The sequence below is a fragment of the Pseudomonas wayambapalatensis genome (assembly GCF_049942315.1).
Classification (GTDB): Bacteria; Pseudomonadota; Gammaproteobacteria; order Pseudomonadales; family Pseudomonadaceae; genus Aquipseudomonas; species Aquipseudomonas wayambapalatensis.
Map to the genome: position 1 here is coordinate 22,525 of NZ_JBNFMU010000221.1, position 16,006 is coordinate 38,530.

Here is a 16,006-nt window from a genome sequence, read left to right on the forward strand (position 1 = left end):
TTCTGTCCTTATGGGAGCAAGCTCTTCACGTTGATCGGCTCGGCTTCGTTCTGCGCAGAGCCTTTCGGCTTGCCAGCGATGGCCATACCCGCAACACGGTAGAAGTTGTAGTCAGGGTTCTTGCCGGGGCCGGAGATCAGCAGATCTTCTTTCTCGTACACCAGGTCCTGACGCTTGAACTCGGCCATTTCGAAATCCGGAGTCAGCTGGATCGCGGTGGTCGGGCACGCCTCTTCACACAGGCCACAGAAGATGCAGCGCGAGAAGTTGATGCGGAAGAACTCCGGGTACCAACGGCCGTCCTCGGTCTCGGCTTTCTGCAGCGAGATGCAGCCGACCGGGCAGGCCACCGCGCAGAGGTTGCACGCTACGCAGCGCTCCTCGCCGTCGGGGTCGCGGGTGAGGACGATGCGGCCGCGATAGCGTGGCGGCAGGTACACGGGCTCTTCGGGGTATTGCAGGGTGTCGCGCTTGCGGAACCCGTGGGAGAACACCATCACCAGGCTGCGCAGCTGAGTGCCGGTGCCCTTAACGATGTCGCCGATATACTTGAACATGGGTCAAATCCTCACTGGGCCGCGACGGCTGGCGTGTTGTAGAGCACGATCGCAGCGGTCACCAGCAAATTGATCAGGGTCAGCGGCAGGCAGAACTTCCAGCTGAAGTCCATCACCTGGTCATAGCGCGGGCGCGGGATCGAGGCGCGCAGCAGAATGAACAGCATGATGAAGAACGCGGTCTTCAGCGCGAACCACAGGAACGGTACTTGCGGCAGCAGGCCGAACGGGCCGTGCCAGCCACCGAAGAACAGGGTTACCAGCAGTGCCGAAACCAGGATGATGCCGATGTACTCACCGACGAAGAACATGCCCCATTTCATGCCGGCATATTCGATGTGGTAGCCGTCGGCCAGTTCCTGTTCCGCTTCCGGCTGGTCGAACGGGTGACGGTGAGTCACGGCGACGCCAGCGATGAAGAAGGTGCAGAAGCCGAAGAACTGCGGAATGATGAACCACAGGTTCTGGGCCTGGTATTCAACGATGTCGCGCATGTTGAACGAGCCCACCTGTACCACCACGCCCATCAGCGCCAGGCCCAGGAACACCTCGTACGACACGGTCTGCGCCGAGGCCCGCAGGCTGCCGAGCAGGGCGTACTTGTTATTCGACGACCAGCCGGCGAACAGCACGGCGTAGACCGACAGACCGGCCATGGCGAAGAAGAACAGCAGGCCGATGTTCAGGTCGGCGACGCCCCATACCGGGGTGATCGGGATGACCACGAAGGCGATCAGCAGGGCGCTCATCGCCACCACCGGTGCCAGGGTGAAGATCATGCGGTCGACGAAGGGTGGGTTCCAGTCTTCCTTGAAGAACATCTTCAGCATGTCGGCAGCGATCTGGAACATGCCGAACGGGCCGACGCGGTTCGGACCATAACGGTCCTGCCACCAGCCCAGCAGACGACGTTCGACGAAGCTCAGCAGCGCGCCGCAGACCACCACCGCCAGCAGAACCACGATGGCCCGCACGACGGTGAGAATCACATCGATCACTTCGGGGGTGAACCAGCTCATTGTGCTGCCTCCTGCAGGCCTTCGACGGATGCACCGAAGATGGCAGGCGGAATGCCGGCCAGGCCTTTGGGCAACGCAACCAGGCCAGCGCCCAGTTCTTCATTGATGCGCAGCGGCAGGCGCAGCGAAACGCCCGCGACGTTCAGGCTCAGCAGTGCGCCGTCGTTTACGCCCAGGCGGTCGGCTTCGGACTTGGCAAGGCCCACGTAGGCCGCCGGGATACGCTCCTGCACCGGTGCCGCGCGCGAAGAGTTCTCCTCGCTGCCGAACAGGTGGAAGAAGGGTACGGCAGTCCAGGTGCCGCGCGCCGGGTTGAAGGCGCCAGGGATAGTGTTGAACCAGTTCAGGCGATCGCCTTGCGATTCGATCAGGCGCACGCCAGGGTCACCGGCACGCAGGTGGCCACCGACTTCATCCTGGAACTTGTTCCAGGCTTGCGGCGAGTTCCAGCCCGGCGACCAGGCGAATGGCACTTGCTGGCGCGGTTCGGCCGAGCCCGAGTAGCCTTCCATCGAGAAGGCGAACGCGGTGTCCTTGTCCTGCGGGGTGCGCGGCTCATGGACGCTGATGTTGGCGCGCATGGCGGTGCGGCCCGAGTAGCGCAGCGGCTCACGGGCAAGCTTCATGCCCTTGATGCGGAACGCGGCGCTCGGTGCGGCGTTGACGATGCCGGCCAGTTGCGGTGCGGCGTTGGCGCAGGCGCTGGTGACGTGGTCCAGTTGGGTCCAGTCGACCGGCTTGTTCAGCAGGGTGGCACGCAGGGCGTGCATCCAGCGCCAGCCTTCGTGGATCTGGATGCTGCTGTCCAGGTACTGCGGGTCGAACACCTGGAAGAAGCGCTGGGCGCGGCCTTCCTGGCTGACCAGGGTGCCGTCGCCTTCGGCGAAGGACGCCGCAGGCAGGACCAGGTCGGCGCGGTCGCTGGTGGCGGTCTTGGAGTGGTCGGCGACAATCACCACTTTTGCGGCGGCGAGCGCAGCATCGACCTTCGCGGCCGGTACGCGGGCGTACAGGTCGTTCTCCAGCACGACGATGGCGTCGGCCTTGCCGGTGATGACGGCGTCCAGCGCAGCATCGACGGAGTCACCGCCCATCATGGCCATGCCAAGGCTGTTGGCCTCAGGTACCACCAGGCTCAGTGAGCCGTTCTTCTCGCGCAGCTTGAGGGCCTTGGCGATGTTGGCGGCGGCTTCGATCAGTGCGGCGTCAGCCAGCGAAGTACCGGCAACCACCAGTGGGCGCTTGGCGGCCACCAGGGCGTCGGCGATGCGCTGGGCCATTGCCTTCGCTTCGGCGTCCAGGCCTTCGACGGCGGGGGCGCTCGGATCGATGGCGTGGGCCACGGCGAAGCCCAGGCGGGCGAGGTCGGCAGGGGCTGCGCGCACACATTCCTCGGCGACGTCGTCGAGCTTGGTCTCGGCCAGCGAGGCAATGAACAGCGGGTACAGCGCGTGCTGACCGATGTTCTTCACGGCTGCATCGAGCCAAGGCTGCACTTTCATGCCTTCGGCCATGGCCTCGGCCTTGCCCTTGGTGGCCTGGCGCACAGCCAGGGCGACGCGGGCGGCGGTTTGCGTGAGGTCTTCGCCGAGTACGAACACGGCGTCGTGGTCTTCGATGTCGCGCAGGGTCGGGACTGGCAGCGGGCTGTTGTTCAGCACGTCCAGCACCAGGCGCACGCGGCTCAGCTCACCGGCTTCCATACCCGAGTAGAAGTAGTCGGCGCCGACCAGCTCGCGCAGGCCGTAGTTGCTCTCGAGGCTGGCGCGTGGCGAGCCGATGCCGACGATGGTACGGCCGCGCAGCAGGTCAGCGGCCTTGTCCAGCGCGGCGTCGAGGCCCAGCTTGCTGCCATCGGCCAGCATCGGCTGGCGTGGGCGGTCGCTGCGGTTGACGTAGCCATAGCCGAAGCGGCCACGGTCGCACAGGAAGTACTGGTTCACCGAGCCGTTGAAGCGGTTCTCGATGCGGCGCAGTTCGCCGTAGCGCTCACCGGGGCTGATGTTGCAGCCGCTGGAGCAGCCGTGGCAGATGCTCGGGGCGAACTGCATGTCCCACTTGCGGTTGTAGCGCTCGGAGTGGGTCTTGTCGGTGAATACGCCGGTTGGGCAGACCTCGGTGAGGTTGCCGGAGAACTCGCTCTCCAGCACGCCATCTTCAACGCGACCGAAGTACACGTTGTCGTGGGCGCCGTAGACACCCAGGTCGGTGCCGCCTGCGTAGTCCTTGTAGTAGCGCACGCAGCGGTAGCAGGCGATGCAGCGGTTCATCTCGTGGGCGATGAACGGGCCGAGGTCCTGGTTCTGGTGGGTACGCTTGGTGAAACGGTAGCGGCGCTCGTTGTGGCCGGTCATTACCGTCATGTCCTGCAGATGGCAGTGACCACCTTCCTCGCACACCGGGCAGTCGTGCGGGTGGTTGGTCATCAGCCATTCGACGACGCTGGCACGGAACGCCTTCGACTCGTCATCGTCGATGGAGATCCAGGTGCCGTCGGAGGCAGGGGTCATGCAGGACATGACGATGCGACCACGGGTGTCGTTCTCGTCGGTGTACTGCTTGACCGCACATTGCCGGCAGGCGCCGACGCTACCGAGCGCCGGGTGCCAGCAGAAATAAGGGATGTCGAGGCCGAGCGACAGACAGGCCTGTAACAGGTTGTCTGCACCGTTGACTTCGAGCGCTTTGCCGTCTACGTGGATAGTGGCCATGGTTCAAAGTTCTTCGTTGGCCCGCGTGAGCAGGCGTGGCTAATGGAAATCGGTGAGCTTGCGGCCGGCCGCGAATGGTTCGGGCCGGCCTGCAAGCTGGCGGGTGGCACGGACCACCCGCGATTCATCTTGTTATGCGCCGACCACAATCGGCTTGGCCAGATTCGGGCGCAGGGTGTCGGCAGCACTCGCGGGCGCGACACCGGCCTCGAACTCGGACCGGAAGTATTTGATGGCACTGCCCAGCGGCTCCACGGCACCTGGTGCGTGAGCACAGAAGGTGCGGCCTGGGCCGAGGAAGTTGACCAGACCCAGCAGGGTCTCGATGTCTTCGGCGCGGCCTTGGCCTTTCTCCAGGGCGCGTAGCATCTTCACGCTCCATGGCAGGCCGTCGCGGCATGGGGTGCACCAGCCGCACGATTCGCGGGCGAAGAACTCTTCCATGTTGCGCAGCAGCGAGACCATGTTGATGCTGTCGTCGACCGCCATCGCCAGGCCAGTACCCATACGGGTGCCGACCTTGGCGATACCACCGGCGTACATCTGTGCGTCCAGGTGTTCCGGCAGCAGGAAACCGGTACCGGCACCACCTGGCTGCCAGCACTTGAGCTTGAAGCCGTCGCGCATGCCGCCGGCGTAGTCTTCGAACAGCTCGCGGGCGGTCACGCCGAAAGGCAGTTCCCACAGGCCCGGGTTTTTCACCTTGCCGGAGAAGCCCATCAGTTTGGTGCCGTGGTCTTCGCTGCCTTCGCGGGCCAGCGACTTGTACCAGTCGTTGCCGTTGGCGACGATGGCCGGGACGTTGCACAGGGTTTCGACGTTGTTCACGCAGGTCGGCTTGCCCCACACGCCGACGGCGGCAGGGAAGGGCGGCTTGGAGCGCGGGTTGGCGCGACGGCCTTCGAGCGAGTTGATCAGTGCGGTTTCTTCACCGCAGATGTAGCGCCCGGCACCAGTGTGCACGAACAGTTCGAAGTCGAAACCGGAACCGAGGATGTTCTTGCCCAGCAGGCCTGCGGCCTTGGCTTCCTCGATGGCACGGTTGAGGTTCTTCGCTGCCGTGGTGTACTCGCCGCGCAGGAAGATGTAGCCACGGTAGGCCTTCAGCGCGCGGGCGCTGATCAGCATGCCCTCGACCAGCAGATGGGGCTGTTGCTCCATCAGCATGCGGTCTTTCCAGGTGTTGGGCTCCATTTCGTCCGCGTTGCACAGCAGGTAGCGGATGTTCATGGATTCGTCTTTGGGCATCAGGCCCCACTTCACGCCAGTGGGGAAGCCTGCGCCGCCGCGGCCCTTGAGGCCGGAGTCCTTGACGCTTTGCACGATGTCGTCGGCGGACATGTCGGCCAGGGCCTTGCGGGCCGCGGCATAGCCGTTCTTGGACTCGTACTCGGTCAGCCACACTGGCTCGCCGTCGTCACGCAGGCGCCAGGTCAGCGGGTGGGTTTCAGCCGAGCGCGCGATGCGGTTGGCCGGGCCGAAGGAAGTGATGGTCATACGTAACCCTCCAGCAGTTTGGAGACGCCGGCAGGCTGCACGTCGCCAAAGGTGTCGTCGTCGATCATCAGCGCCGGGGCCTTGTCGCAGTTGCCCAGGCAGCACACCGGCAGCAGGGTGAAGCGGCCATCGGCGGTGGTCTGGCCCAGGCCGATGCCCAGCTCGCTCTGGATCTGACTGACAACCGATTCATGGCCGCCGATATAGCAGACCATGCTGTCGCACACGCGAATGATGTGGCGACCGACCGGCTGGCGGAAGATCTGGCTGTAGAAGGTGGCCACGCCCTCGACGTCGCTGGCAGGGATGCCCAGCACTTCGCCGATTGCGTAGATGGCGCCGTCCGGCACCCAGCCGCGTTCCTTCTGTACGATTTTCAAGGCTTCGATGGACGCCGCGCGCGGGTCTTCGTAGTGGTGCATCTCGTGCTCGATGGCCGAGCGCTCGGTTTCGCTCAGGGCGAAACGGTCGGTTTGGATAAGCGTGCTGTTCATGCTTAGCGGTCCACGTCAGCCATAACGAAGTCGATACTGCCCAGGTACGCGATCAGGTCCGCGACCATGCTGCCTTTGATCACCGAAGGGATCTGCTGCAGGTGCGGATAGCTGGGCGTGCGGATCCGGGTGCGGTAGCTCATGGTGCCGCCATCGCTCGTCAGGTAGTAACTGTTGATGCCCTTGGTCGCCTCGATCATCTGGAACGACTCGTTGGCCGGCATGACCGGGCCCCACGAGACTTGCAGGAAGTGGGTGATCAGGGTCTCGATGTGCTGCAGGGTGCGCTCTTTCGGTGGCGGCGTGGTCAGCGGGTGATCCGCCTTGTACGGGCCTTCCGGCATGTTGCGCAGGCACTGGTCGATGATGCGGATACTCTGGCGCATCTCCTCGACACGAACCATGCAGCGATCGTAGGCATCGCCGTTGTGGGCCAGCGGTACTTCGAACTCGAAGTTCTCGTAGCCGGAGTAGGGGCGGGCTTTGCGCAGGTCAAAGTCGCAACCGGTGGCGCGCAGGCCGGCACCGGTGGTACCCCACTCCAGCGCTTCCTTGGTGTTGTATGCGGCAACGCCGATGGTACGGCCCTTGAGGATGCTGTTCTGCAGGGCGGCCTTGGTGTATTCGTCCAGGCGCTTGGGCAGCCATTCGACGAAATCCTTGACCAGCTTGTCCCAGCCGCGCGGCAGGTCGTGGGCGACGCCGCCGATGCGGTACCAGGCCGGGTGCAGACGGAAACCGGTGATCGCCTCGATCACGGTGTAGGCGCGCTGGCGGTCGGTGAAGGTGAAGAACACCGGGGTCATGGCGCCGACGTCCTGGATGTAGGTACCCAGGAACAGCAGGTGGCTGGTGATCCGGAAGAATTCGGCGAGCATGATGCGAATCACGTCGACTTTCTGCGGCACCTGGATACCGGCCAGCTTCTCGACCGCGAGTACGTACGGCAGGTTGTTCATTACCCCGCCGAGGTAGTCGATACGGTCGGTGTAGGGAATGAAGCTGTGCCAGGACTGACGCTCGGCCATCTTCTCGGCACCACGGTGGTGGTAGCCGATGTCCGGGACGCAGTCGACGATTTCTTCGCCGTCTAGTTGCAGGACGATACGGAAGGCACCGTGGGCAGAAGGGTGGTTGGGGCCGAGGTTGAGGAACATGTAGTCCTCGTTGGCGCCCTGGCGCTTCATGCCCCAGGCCTCGGGGTTGAAGCGCGCCGACTCTTCTTCAAGCTGTTGCTTGGCGAGGTTCAGCGAGTAGGGATCGAACTCGGTGGCGCGGGCTGGGAAGTCCTTGCGCAGCGGGTGACCTTCCCAGGTCGGCGGCATCAGGATGCGCGACAGGTGCGGGTGACCGGCGAAGTCGATGCCGAACATGTCCCAGACTTCACGCTCGTACCAGTTGGCGTTCGGCCAGATGCTGGTCACGGACGGCAAGTTCAGGTCGCCTTCGCTCAGCGACACCTTGATCATCACGTCGCTGTTACGCTCGACCGACAACAGGTGGTAGAACACGCTGAAGTCGGCGGCAGGCAGGCCGCGGCGCTGGGTGCGCAGGCGCTCGTCGACGCCGTGCAGGTCGTACAGCATGCTGTACGGCTTGGCGACGTTGCGCAGGAAAGAAAGTACATCTTTGAGCTGGGCACGGTTGACCCACAGTACCGGCATGCCGGTGCGGGTCTCTTGGGCGACGAAGGCGTCAGCGCCAAAACGGTTGTGCAGTTCGACGACCACATCCTGGTCGTCAGCCTTGTAAGGCGGAATATAAATAGCGGTGTCCGCTGTCATGGTCTCGGTCGCTTTGAGTCAACGTAGAGAATGAAGCCAGGCCGCCGGCTCCCGGGGAGCGGGCGGCAGGTCGCTGGATCAGACTTCGTCGGGGCTGCGCAGGTTGGTTACCGCGATACGCTGTTCGCGACGCAGGTCCTTCTGGGCGGGCATCTCGGCACGGTAAATGCCTTGATCGCCGACAACCCAGGAGAGTGGGCGTCGCTCCTGGCCGATCGATTCCTGCAGCAGCATCAAGCCTTGCAGGAAGGCTTCGGGGCGCGGCGGGCAGCCAGGCACGTACACGTCCACGGGGAGGAACTTGTCGACCCCCTGAACGACCGAGTAGATGTCGTACATGCCACCGGAGTTGGCGCACGAACCCATGGAGATGACCCACTTGGGTTCGAGCATCTGCTCGTAGAGGCGCTGGATGATCGGCGCCATCTTGATGAAGCAGGTACCGGCGACGACCATGAAGTCAGCCTGGCGCGGCGACGCCCGGATGACTTCGGCGCCGAAGCGGGCGATGTCGTGGGGTGCCGTGAAGGCCGTGGTCATTTCCACGTAGCAGCAGGACAGGCCGAAGTTGTACGGCCAGAGGGAGTTCTTGCGACCCCAGTTGACCGCGCCACGCAGCACATCTTCGAGTTTCCCCATGTAGATGTTCTTGTGGACCTGGTCCTCCAGCAGTTGGTCGGTGACGGTTTCCCGATCACCTACCGGGTACTGCTCGTTGGGCGCATCCGGATCGATTCTGGTGAGATTGTATTGCATTGCCAAAGCCTCATTGTTTCAGCTTCGCTTGCCGCTTGCGGCGACCTTCGGGAGCCCAATCAAGAGCACCGACGCGCCAAAGGTAGACAAGACCTGCCAACAGAATTGCTATGAAAACGAGAGCTTCGACGAATCCGGTCCAGCCGCTTTCGCGGACGGACACAGACCATGCAAAGAGAAAGAGGGCTTCGATATCGAAGATCACGAACAGCATCGCGACCAGATAGAATTTGGCGGACAGGCGCAGGCGGGCGCTGCCGACGGGCAGCATGCCGGATTCGAAGGGTTCGTTCTTGGCGCGGCCCCAAGCCTTGCTGCCGAGCAGGCTGGACAGGCCGAGCATGAAGGCACACAGGCCGACGACACCCAGGAGGAAGATGGCAAAGCCCCAGTTGTGGGCGATGAGTCCTGCCGAATCGGACATGCTTGAAATCCTTATACAGAGACCCAGCTCTGCAGTCTGAAATAAGTAGAGCGGCGACGCGGTGTCGCTGACGCAGTGACCAAATGTCGCAGCTGAATCAATCGCGCTGATTTTATGGGTAAACCCACGGCAAGTAAAATTTCCAGCGCAAATTTATTCGTAGGATTAAGAACAAAAATCTTTCGTAAATGGCTGAAAGCCTTGAGTTTCGGGCATTCCAACCAGATTTGTTAATTATGTTTCTTGGTTGGCGTAACGAGTCGTCAATTTAATAATGATAATTAATATCATTTGGCTGCGCCGCTGTTTCTTTCCTCATCTGTTACCTGCCTAATTCAATTCACAATCTTGTCACTTGCAAATGAGAAAAACTCTCGTTCTAGCAGTTGCAGCGTTCTCGTGCACCGCTCTGGGTCAATGTTTCGGCGAAAGACGGGGCTACGGGGCGGGCTGCAATGGCAAGGAGGCGCAAGCGAGCAAGCAGGGTGCGGGCTGTGCTTCTTAATATAGAAGAGGGCATCCAGGCGTTGGCTTGGACGAGGCATGTGGCAGTCCTTGCTTGCTGTGCTGCCTCAAGCATAGCCCTGATCTCGGGGTTTGCCTCGTCGTCAGGACATCAGGCGCCTGCAGGGGGAGGCAGTGGTGGGGCGGCAGGCAAAAGAAAGCCCGGGGCTTTCTCAAGCCCCGGGCCTCTGTCAGCAATCCACTATCAGTGGAACTGCTCTTCCTCGGTCGAACCGGTCAGTGCGGTCACCGACGAAGCGCCACCCTGGATCACGGTGGTCATGTCGTCGAAGTAGCCAGTGCCCACTTCCTGCTGGTGCGCCACGAAGGTGTAGCCCTTGCTGGCGTCGGCGAATTCCTGCTCCTGCAGTTTCACGTAGGCGGTCATGTCGTTGCGGGCGTAGTCGTGCGCCAGGTTGAACATGCCGTGCCACATGTTGTGGATGCCGGCCAGGGTAATGAACTGGTGCTTGTAGCCCATCGCCGACAGTTCGCGCTGGAACTTGGCGATGGTGGCATCGTCCAGGTTCTTCTTCCAGTTGAAGGATGGCGAGCAGTTGTACGACAGCAGTTGGTCCGGGTACTCCTTCTTGATCGCTTCGGCAAAGCGACGGGCTTCGTCCAGGTCCGGCTTGGCGGTTTCGCACCAGATCAAGTCGGCGTACGGGGCGTAGGCCAGGCCGCGGGCGATGGCCTGGTCGAGGCCGGCACGTACCTTGTAGAAGCCTTCACGGGTGCGCTCGCCGATCACGAACGGCTGGTCGTAAGGGTCGCAGTCGCTGGTCAGCAGGTCAGCAGCGTTGGCGTCGGTGCGGGCGAGGATGATGGTCGGTACGCCCGCAACGTCAGCGGCCAGACGCGCGGCCACCAGCTTCTGTACGGCTTCCTGGGTTGGCACCAGTACCTTGCCACCCATGTGACCGCATTTTTTCACCGAGGCCAGCTGGTCTTCGAAGTGCACGCCGGCGGCGCCTGCCTCGATCATGTTCTTCATCAGCTCGTAGGCGTTCAGCACGCCGCCGAAACCGGCTTCGGCGTCAGCCACGATCGGTGCGAAGTAGTCGATGTAGCCATCGTCGCCTGGGTTCTTGCCGGCTTTCCACTGGATCTGGTCGGCGCGGCGGAAGGCGTTGTTGATGCGCTTGACCACGGTCGGTACGGAGTCGACCGGGTACAGCGACTGGTCAGGGTACATGGACTCGGCCGAGTTGTTGTCGGCGGCTACCTGCCAGCCGGACAGGTAAATGGCCTGAATGCCGGCTTTTACCTGCTGCACGGCCTGGCCGCCGGTGAGGGCGCCCATGCAGTTGACGAAATCTTTTTCGGGCCGGAAGGACGGGTGGGCACCTTGGGTGACCAGCTTCCACAGTTTTTCTGCGCCTTGACGAGCAAAGGTGTGCTCTGGCTGCAGGGAGCCACGCAGGCGAACGACATCGGCGGCGGTGTAGGTACGGGTCACGCCTTTCCAGCGCGGGTTCTCGGCCCAGTCTTTCTCGAGGGCTGCAATTTGCTGTTCGCGTGTCAGTGCCATGGAAATAAACCTCGTCGCATCGATCTTGAGTGTAGTTGTGCGGATGCTCAGGGCGCGGAATCAGAGGCCTGGCGGCTGTCCTGTCCGGGGGAGTGCGGCGGCGAACGGGGAAGGCTCGAAGGGGAAGGGGGTGCAGTTCAGGCGAAGGTGTCCCCAGCAGGTCGGCTCGTGGATGCCTTGCTGCGGTGCGACGTCGATTGCCGGTTCTGCGGTGATGCGCTTCCGTCCCTCGGGACAACTTCTTCGTTGCAGTCGCAATCCCGTCGAACCGCCTTGTGGGCCGTATAGACACAGGACGCCTCCAGGGGTATCGGGAGGGCGTCCCGAAGGCCCTTGCCAGGGCCCCTGATTAGCGGGAGCGAGGCCATCATGCCCTTGGCGAAAAGAGCCTGTCAAATGTTTTGTAGTGCTTTTTTTGGCTTACTACATCTTTGGTCTAATGCGACTCTGCAGTCAGTTTCAAGGCCCTTGGTCGAGGCCTTGAACTGCCTGGGATCAGTCGAGAAGGTCGACTTTGACGCGTAGCGTCATGTTTTCACCGCGCTGGGTGCTGTAGGTGAGGGCCGAAGGGCTGTTTTCGGCCTGGCTCTGCTGGTTGTACCCCGCCAGGGTGATCCACTCGCCGAGCTTGCCCGAGATGGTCGTGTCGGTGCTCTGCACTTTCACTACATCCTGGCGTTCCTGGCTCATTCGATCATTATTGGTGCTGATTTGCAGACGAACCGTTTCACCGCTGACGCTCGGCGTGACGTAGAAACCCTGGGTCACATTGCGGTATTGGGTGTCGCTCTGGATGCGTCCGTAACCATCGGTCGAGGTGCTGGTGATGGGGATGCTCTGGCCGATCTGGATCAGTGCCGGCTGGCCTTCGCTGGCCTGGATCTGCTGCAGGCCGCCTTCGCGGTTGCTGGTGCCGTACTGGATGACCCGGGCGTTGCCGCGGTTGTCCTGGTAGTTGCTGTCGTTGTTGTCAACGCTGATCAGCAGGCGTTTGGGCGCAGTGTCCAACTGCTGTAGCAAGGCGCGCAGGTCGTCGATGCGTTCCGGGCTGGCATTGACGATCAATTTGTTCTCGAAGGCGCTGACGGTTCCGTCCTTTCCAAGAAAGGACTGGGCGGTCGGCAGCAGCTCGGCGCTGCTGCGGTGCTGCAGCGGCACGACTTCGGTGGCCGCCTGTGCGGTGAGGCTGGCCGCCAGCAGCAGGGCGGTGACAAGGGGGCGTAGCGGCATGTAGGTGGTCTCCGCAGGTTGAATAGACATGATGGCAAATTTGCCAGCATTGTGCCGTGTCTGGATCACAGGGATTTGAAATTTGCAGTGCGGCTGCGGAGCTTTCGCGGGCTACCGTCAACAGCTGAACCATCGCCTGAGCGCTGGGGTCGCAGCAAAAAGACCATTGCAGACCCTCAGCATGAAGCACTACCTACCTTTGTTGTTGCTTGTTCTTGGACAGAGTGCCATCGCCGAACCGCGCATCCAGCAGTTGCAGCGCTGCGGCGATTTGCTGTCCGAGGCCTCGCAGCACTGGTGCCTGCGCGCGCAAGGTCTGGAGCACCAGGCTCCACAGGTGTGGCTGGGCGACCGGGCCTTGCCTGCCAATGCCGTGCAGCGCGAGGGCGACAGGCTCGACTTCACGCTCGACCAGCCCGGTCCGAGCGCTGCTTTGTGGCTGCAGGTCAGCGGGCAGAAAAGCAATCCAGTCTGGCTCACTCGCCAGCGCAGCCATGTGGTCGCCGCAGGCTCGCACGAGGTGGCCAGGAACATGGACGGCCTGACCACCTACCTCGACCTGGTCAGCCTGTTGATCGAGGAAAAGCACAACGGGCGCGAGGAGGCGCAACGTATCGCCAACAAATATGGTGCGCAGGTGGTGGGGGCGATCCCGCCGTTGAACGTCTACCAACTGCGCCTTCCGGTACGTGATCTTGTACAGCGCGATGCGATGATCCTGCGCATGGGCAGCGAGATAAGCGTGGACGCGGTCATCGTCGAAGAGTCGGCGCCGGAGCGAGGTGAGGAAGGCGAGGGCGGCAAGGCTACGGTCATCGACCAGGCCGATGAGTGGGCGGCCAATCGTTTCACGGATGCCCTGTACTACTACCAGCGCCGGGTCCCGGCCTCGAACGTGCCTGTACAGCCGATACGTGTGGGTGTGATCGAGCGCGAGCTGGATTTCGACGCTGCGCCCTTTCAGGTTTATCGCGGCGCCTGCGGGCCAAGACAGACCTGCCTTTACGGCCGCGACGGCGCACGTGCGCAGAGCCACGGCAGCCACGTCGCCGGTATCCTGGCCGGGCGCGGGGAGGGGGTGGCAGGTGGCTTTCTCAGCGGCCTGGGCAAGGCCAGCCCTGGGTTCGAGGTGATCGTCGAGCGCAACTCGGATGCAGGTATCACCGCCAATATCGCCGCGTCGGTCAACCTGGTCGAGGACGGCGTACGGGTGCTCAACTGGAGTTGGGGTATCCACCGCGTGGGCGCCAAAAACGTGGAGGGCGACGAGGTCGATTCGCTGGTGCGCTCGGGGTTGGCCATGAGTGGCTACGAGGAGTTGCTCGAGGAATTCTTCCTGTGGCTGCGCAGCGAGCACCCGGATGTGGTGGTGGTCAATTCGGCGGGCAATGGCTCGTCATGGTCTGGCACTGATGAATACCGTTTGCCATCGTCGTTCGTGACCGAGCAGTTGCTGGTGGTGGGCGGGCATCAACGCAGCGAGCGCGACACCGCGGTCGAGGATCCGCAGCATGTGGTCAAGCGCCGCAGCTCCAATGTCGACATGCGTGTGGATGTCAGTGCAGCGGCCTGTCTGCAACCTGCCGATGCTGGCAAGCCGCACTGCGGTACGTCCTACGCGGCGCCGTTGGTGGCTTCGACGGTGGCAGCGATGTTGTCGATCAATCCGCAGCTTACGCCCGAGCAGGTGCGTATGTTGCTGCGCCGCAGCTCCCTGACCATGGGCTCTGAACAGGACTTCGAGGCGATGGATGCCGAGGACCTGACTGCGCCGATCCTGCCGTCGGAGCGCAATGGCCGCCTCAATGACCCGGACCTGGGTCGCTCGGCGCGGCTGGACATGCAACGCGCGCTGGATCTCGCGGTGCAGAGCCGGGAGCGGGTGCGCTGAGCAGAGCGGCGGTGGCCGCTGTCAGACAAATTCCGTAACATCGCGCCCTTCGTTTTTGCTTCTGCGTGGGTGATGGGTTGCTCCCATTGCGCGCGCGCCGTCGCCATGACTGGACACCCCACAGGATCTACATGAAACCCGCCCGACTTCGTGCCGACGTACTCGCTGGCCTGACCACCTCCTTCGCCCTGGTGCCCGAGTGCATCGCCTTCGCCCTGGTGGCGCACCTCAATCCGCTGATGGGGCTCTACGGTGCCTTCATCATCTGCACGCTGACCGCGTTGTTCGGCGGTCGCCCGGGGATGATCTCCGGCGCCGCCGGGTCGATGGCGGTGGTGATCGTCGCCCTGGTCGTGCAGCACGGTGCCCAGTATCTGCTGGCCACGGTGCTGCTTGGCGGGATCGTGATGATCCTGTTCGGCGTGCTGCGTCTTGGGAAGCTGGTGCGGCTGGTGCCTTACCCGGTGATGCTTGGCTTCGTCAATGGCCTGGCCATCGTCATCGCCATGGCCCAGCTCGAGCATTTCAAGGACGGCGAGCACTGGCTCGGCGGGAAGCCGCTGCTGCTGATGGTCGTTCTGGTAGCCCTGACGATGCTGGTGGTCTACGTACTGCCGAAGCTGACCCGCGCGGTGCCGCCTGCGCTGGTGGCTATTCTCGGTGTGGGCCTGCTGGTCTACCTGCTCGAGCTGCCGACCCGCACCCTCGGCGACATGGCGCACATCGCCGGTGGCCTGCCGCAACTGGCCTGGCCGGAGGTGCCCTGGAACCTCGAGACGCTCAAGATCATCGCCCCCTATGCGCTGTTGATGGCCATGGTCGGTCTGCTGGAAACCCTGCTGACCCTCAATCTCACCGATGAGATCACCGAGAGCCGCGGTTTCCCTGATCGTGAATGTGTGGCCCTGGGCGCGGCCAACATGGTGTCGGGGCTGTGCGGTGGCATGGGCGGCTGCGCGATGATCGGCCAGACCGTGATCAACCTCAGTTCCAATGGCCGCGGTCGGCTGTCGGGCGTAGTGGCGGGGGTGATGATCCTGCTGTTCGTGTTGTTCCTGTCGCCGCTGATCGAGCGTATTCCGCTGGCCGCACTGGTCGGGGTGATGTTCGTCGTGGCGCAGCAGACCTTTGCCTGGGCGTCGCTGCGAGTGCTGCACAAGGTGCCGAAAAGCGATGTGTTGGCGATCATTGCAGTAACGGTGGTCACGGTACTGACGGACCTGGCCACTGCGGTGCTGTTCGGGATTGTCATCGCGGCCATCAACTTCGCCTGGCAGCATGCTCGTGAGCTGTATGCCGATAGCCACGAGGACGGCCAGGGCGGCAAGATTTACCAAGTGCACGGCACCTTGTTCTTCGCCTCGACCACACCGTTTCTCGAGCAGTTCGATCCGGCGCAGGATCCGCAGAGCGTGACGCTGGACTGCAAGCACCTGAGTTTCGTCGACTACTCGGCGATCGCCGCGTTGAAGACCCTGCGCGAGCGGTATTCCCGTGCGGGCAAGCACCTGCGCGTGGTGCATCTGTCGGAGCGGTGCAAGAAGCTGTTGCGGCGGGCAGGCGAGCAGCATTGAGGTTCTGAGTCGGCGAGACCGACGCCACCGCGGT

General features: G+C 62.9%; 12 protein-coding genes. 2 read left to right on the forward strand and 10 right to left on the reverse strand.

Annotation, left to right across the window (positions count from 1 at the left end; genetic code table 11):
• Positions 1-8: 8 nt before the first annotated feature.
• The 10 genes from nuoI to ACPZMI_RS20165 all read right to left on the reverse strand — a co-directional run bounded on the left by nuoI (position 9) and on the right by ACPZMI_RS20165 (position 12,537).
• Positions 9-557, reverse strand: a complete 549-nt coding sequence (gene nuoI, locus ACPZMI_RS20120) for an NADH-quinone oxidoreductase subunit NuoI (RefSeq protein ID WP_011534620.1) — start codon at positions 555-557, stop codon at positions 9-11.
• Between the two features lie 11 nt (positions 558-568).
• On the reverse strand, positions 569-1,576 hold the full coding sequence (gene nuoH / locus ACPZMI_RS20125; RefSeq protein ID WP_186669786.1) for an NADH-quinone oxidoreductase subunit NuoH: 1,008 nt from the start codon (positions 1,574-1,576) through the stop codon (positions 569-571).
• Positions 1,573-4,287, reverse strand: a complete 2,715-nt coding sequence (gene nuoG, locus ACPZMI_RS20130; RefSeq protein ID WP_426352909.1) for an NADH-quinone oxidoreductase subunit NuoG — start codon at positions 4,285-4,287, stop codon at positions 1,573-1,575. Before nuoG ends, nuoH begins: the two co-directional genes overlap by 4 nt.
• A 132-nt stretch (positions 4,288-4,419) precedes the next feature.
• Positions 4,420-5,784 (reverse strand): NADH-quinone oxidoreductase subunit NuoF, encoded by a 1,365-nt coding sequence (gene nuoF, locus ACPZMI_RS20135; RefSeq protein WP_186669782.1) that lies wholly within the window; start codon positions 5,782-5,784, stop codon positions 4,420-4,422.
• Positions 5,781-6,278 carry an NADH-quinone oxidoreductase subunit NuoE gene (nuoE, locus tag ACPZMI_RS20140; RefSeq protein ID WP_012313767.1) on the reverse strand — a complete coding sequence of 166 codons (498 nt, stop codon included), beginning with the start codon at positions 6,276-6,278 and terminating at the stop codon, positions 5,781-5,783. Before nuoE ends, nuoF begins: the two co-directional genes overlap by 4 nt.
• Before the next feature lie 2 nt (positions 6,279-6,280).
• Complete coding sequence (gene nuoC / locus ACPZMI_RS20145; RefSeq protein WP_186669780.1) at positions 6,281-8,062, reverse strand: NADH-quinone oxidoreductase subunit C/D; 1,782 nt, start codon at positions 8,060-8,062, stop codon at positions 6,281-6,283.
• Between the two features lie 78 nt (positions 8,063-8,140).
• The gene (locus tag ACPZMI_RS20150) at positions 8,141-8,818 is read right to left on the reverse strand and encodes a NuoB/complex I 20 kDa subunit family protein (protein WP_186669778.1); all 678 of its coding nucleotides are present in this window, start codon (positions 8,816-8,818) and stop codon (positions 8,141-8,143) included.
• 10 nt (positions 8,819-8,828) lie between these two features.
• Positions 8,829-9,242: an NADH-quinone oxidoreductase subunit A gene (locus tag ACPZMI_RS20155; protein ID WP_003251427.1), complete on the reverse strand. Its 414-nt coding sequence runs from the start codon at positions 9,240-9,242 to the stop codon at positions 8,829-8,831.
• 709 nt (positions 9,243-9,951) lie between these two features.
• Positions 9,952-11,277 (reverse strand): isocitrate lyase, encoded by a 1,326-nt coding sequence (aceA, locus tag ACPZMI_RS20160; protein ID WP_054892704.1) that lies wholly within the window; start codon positions 11,275-11,277, stop codon positions 9,952-9,954.
• A gap of 495 nt (positions 11,278-11,772) precedes the next feature.
• Positions 11,773-12,537 carry a secretin N-terminal domain-containing protein gene (locus tag ACPZMI_RS20165; RefSeq protein ID WP_186669776.1) on the reverse strand — a complete coding sequence of 255 codons (765 nt, stop codon included), beginning with the start codon at positions 12,535-12,537 and terminating at the stop codon, positions 11,773-11,775.
• Positions 12,538-12,688: 151 nt separating this feature from the next.
• Between ACPZMI_RS20165 and ACPZMI_RS20170 the strand changes: the two genes are divergently transcribed.
• Together ACPZMI_RS20170 and ACPZMI_RS20175 are read left to right on the forward strand one after the other, a co-directional pair.
• Entirely contained in the window at positions 12,689-14,398 is a 1,710-nt protein-coding gene (locus ACPZMI_RS20170; protein WP_426352910.1) for a S8/S53 family peptidase, read from the forward strand.
• Between the two features lie 131 nt (positions 14,399-14,529).
• On the forward strand, positions 14,530-15,972 hold the full coding sequence (locus tag ACPZMI_RS20175) for a SulP family inorganic anion transporter (protein WP_426352911.1): 1,443 nt from the start codon (positions 14,530-14,532) through the stop codon (positions 15,970-15,972).
• Positions 15,973-16,006 lie beyond the last annotated feature (34 nt).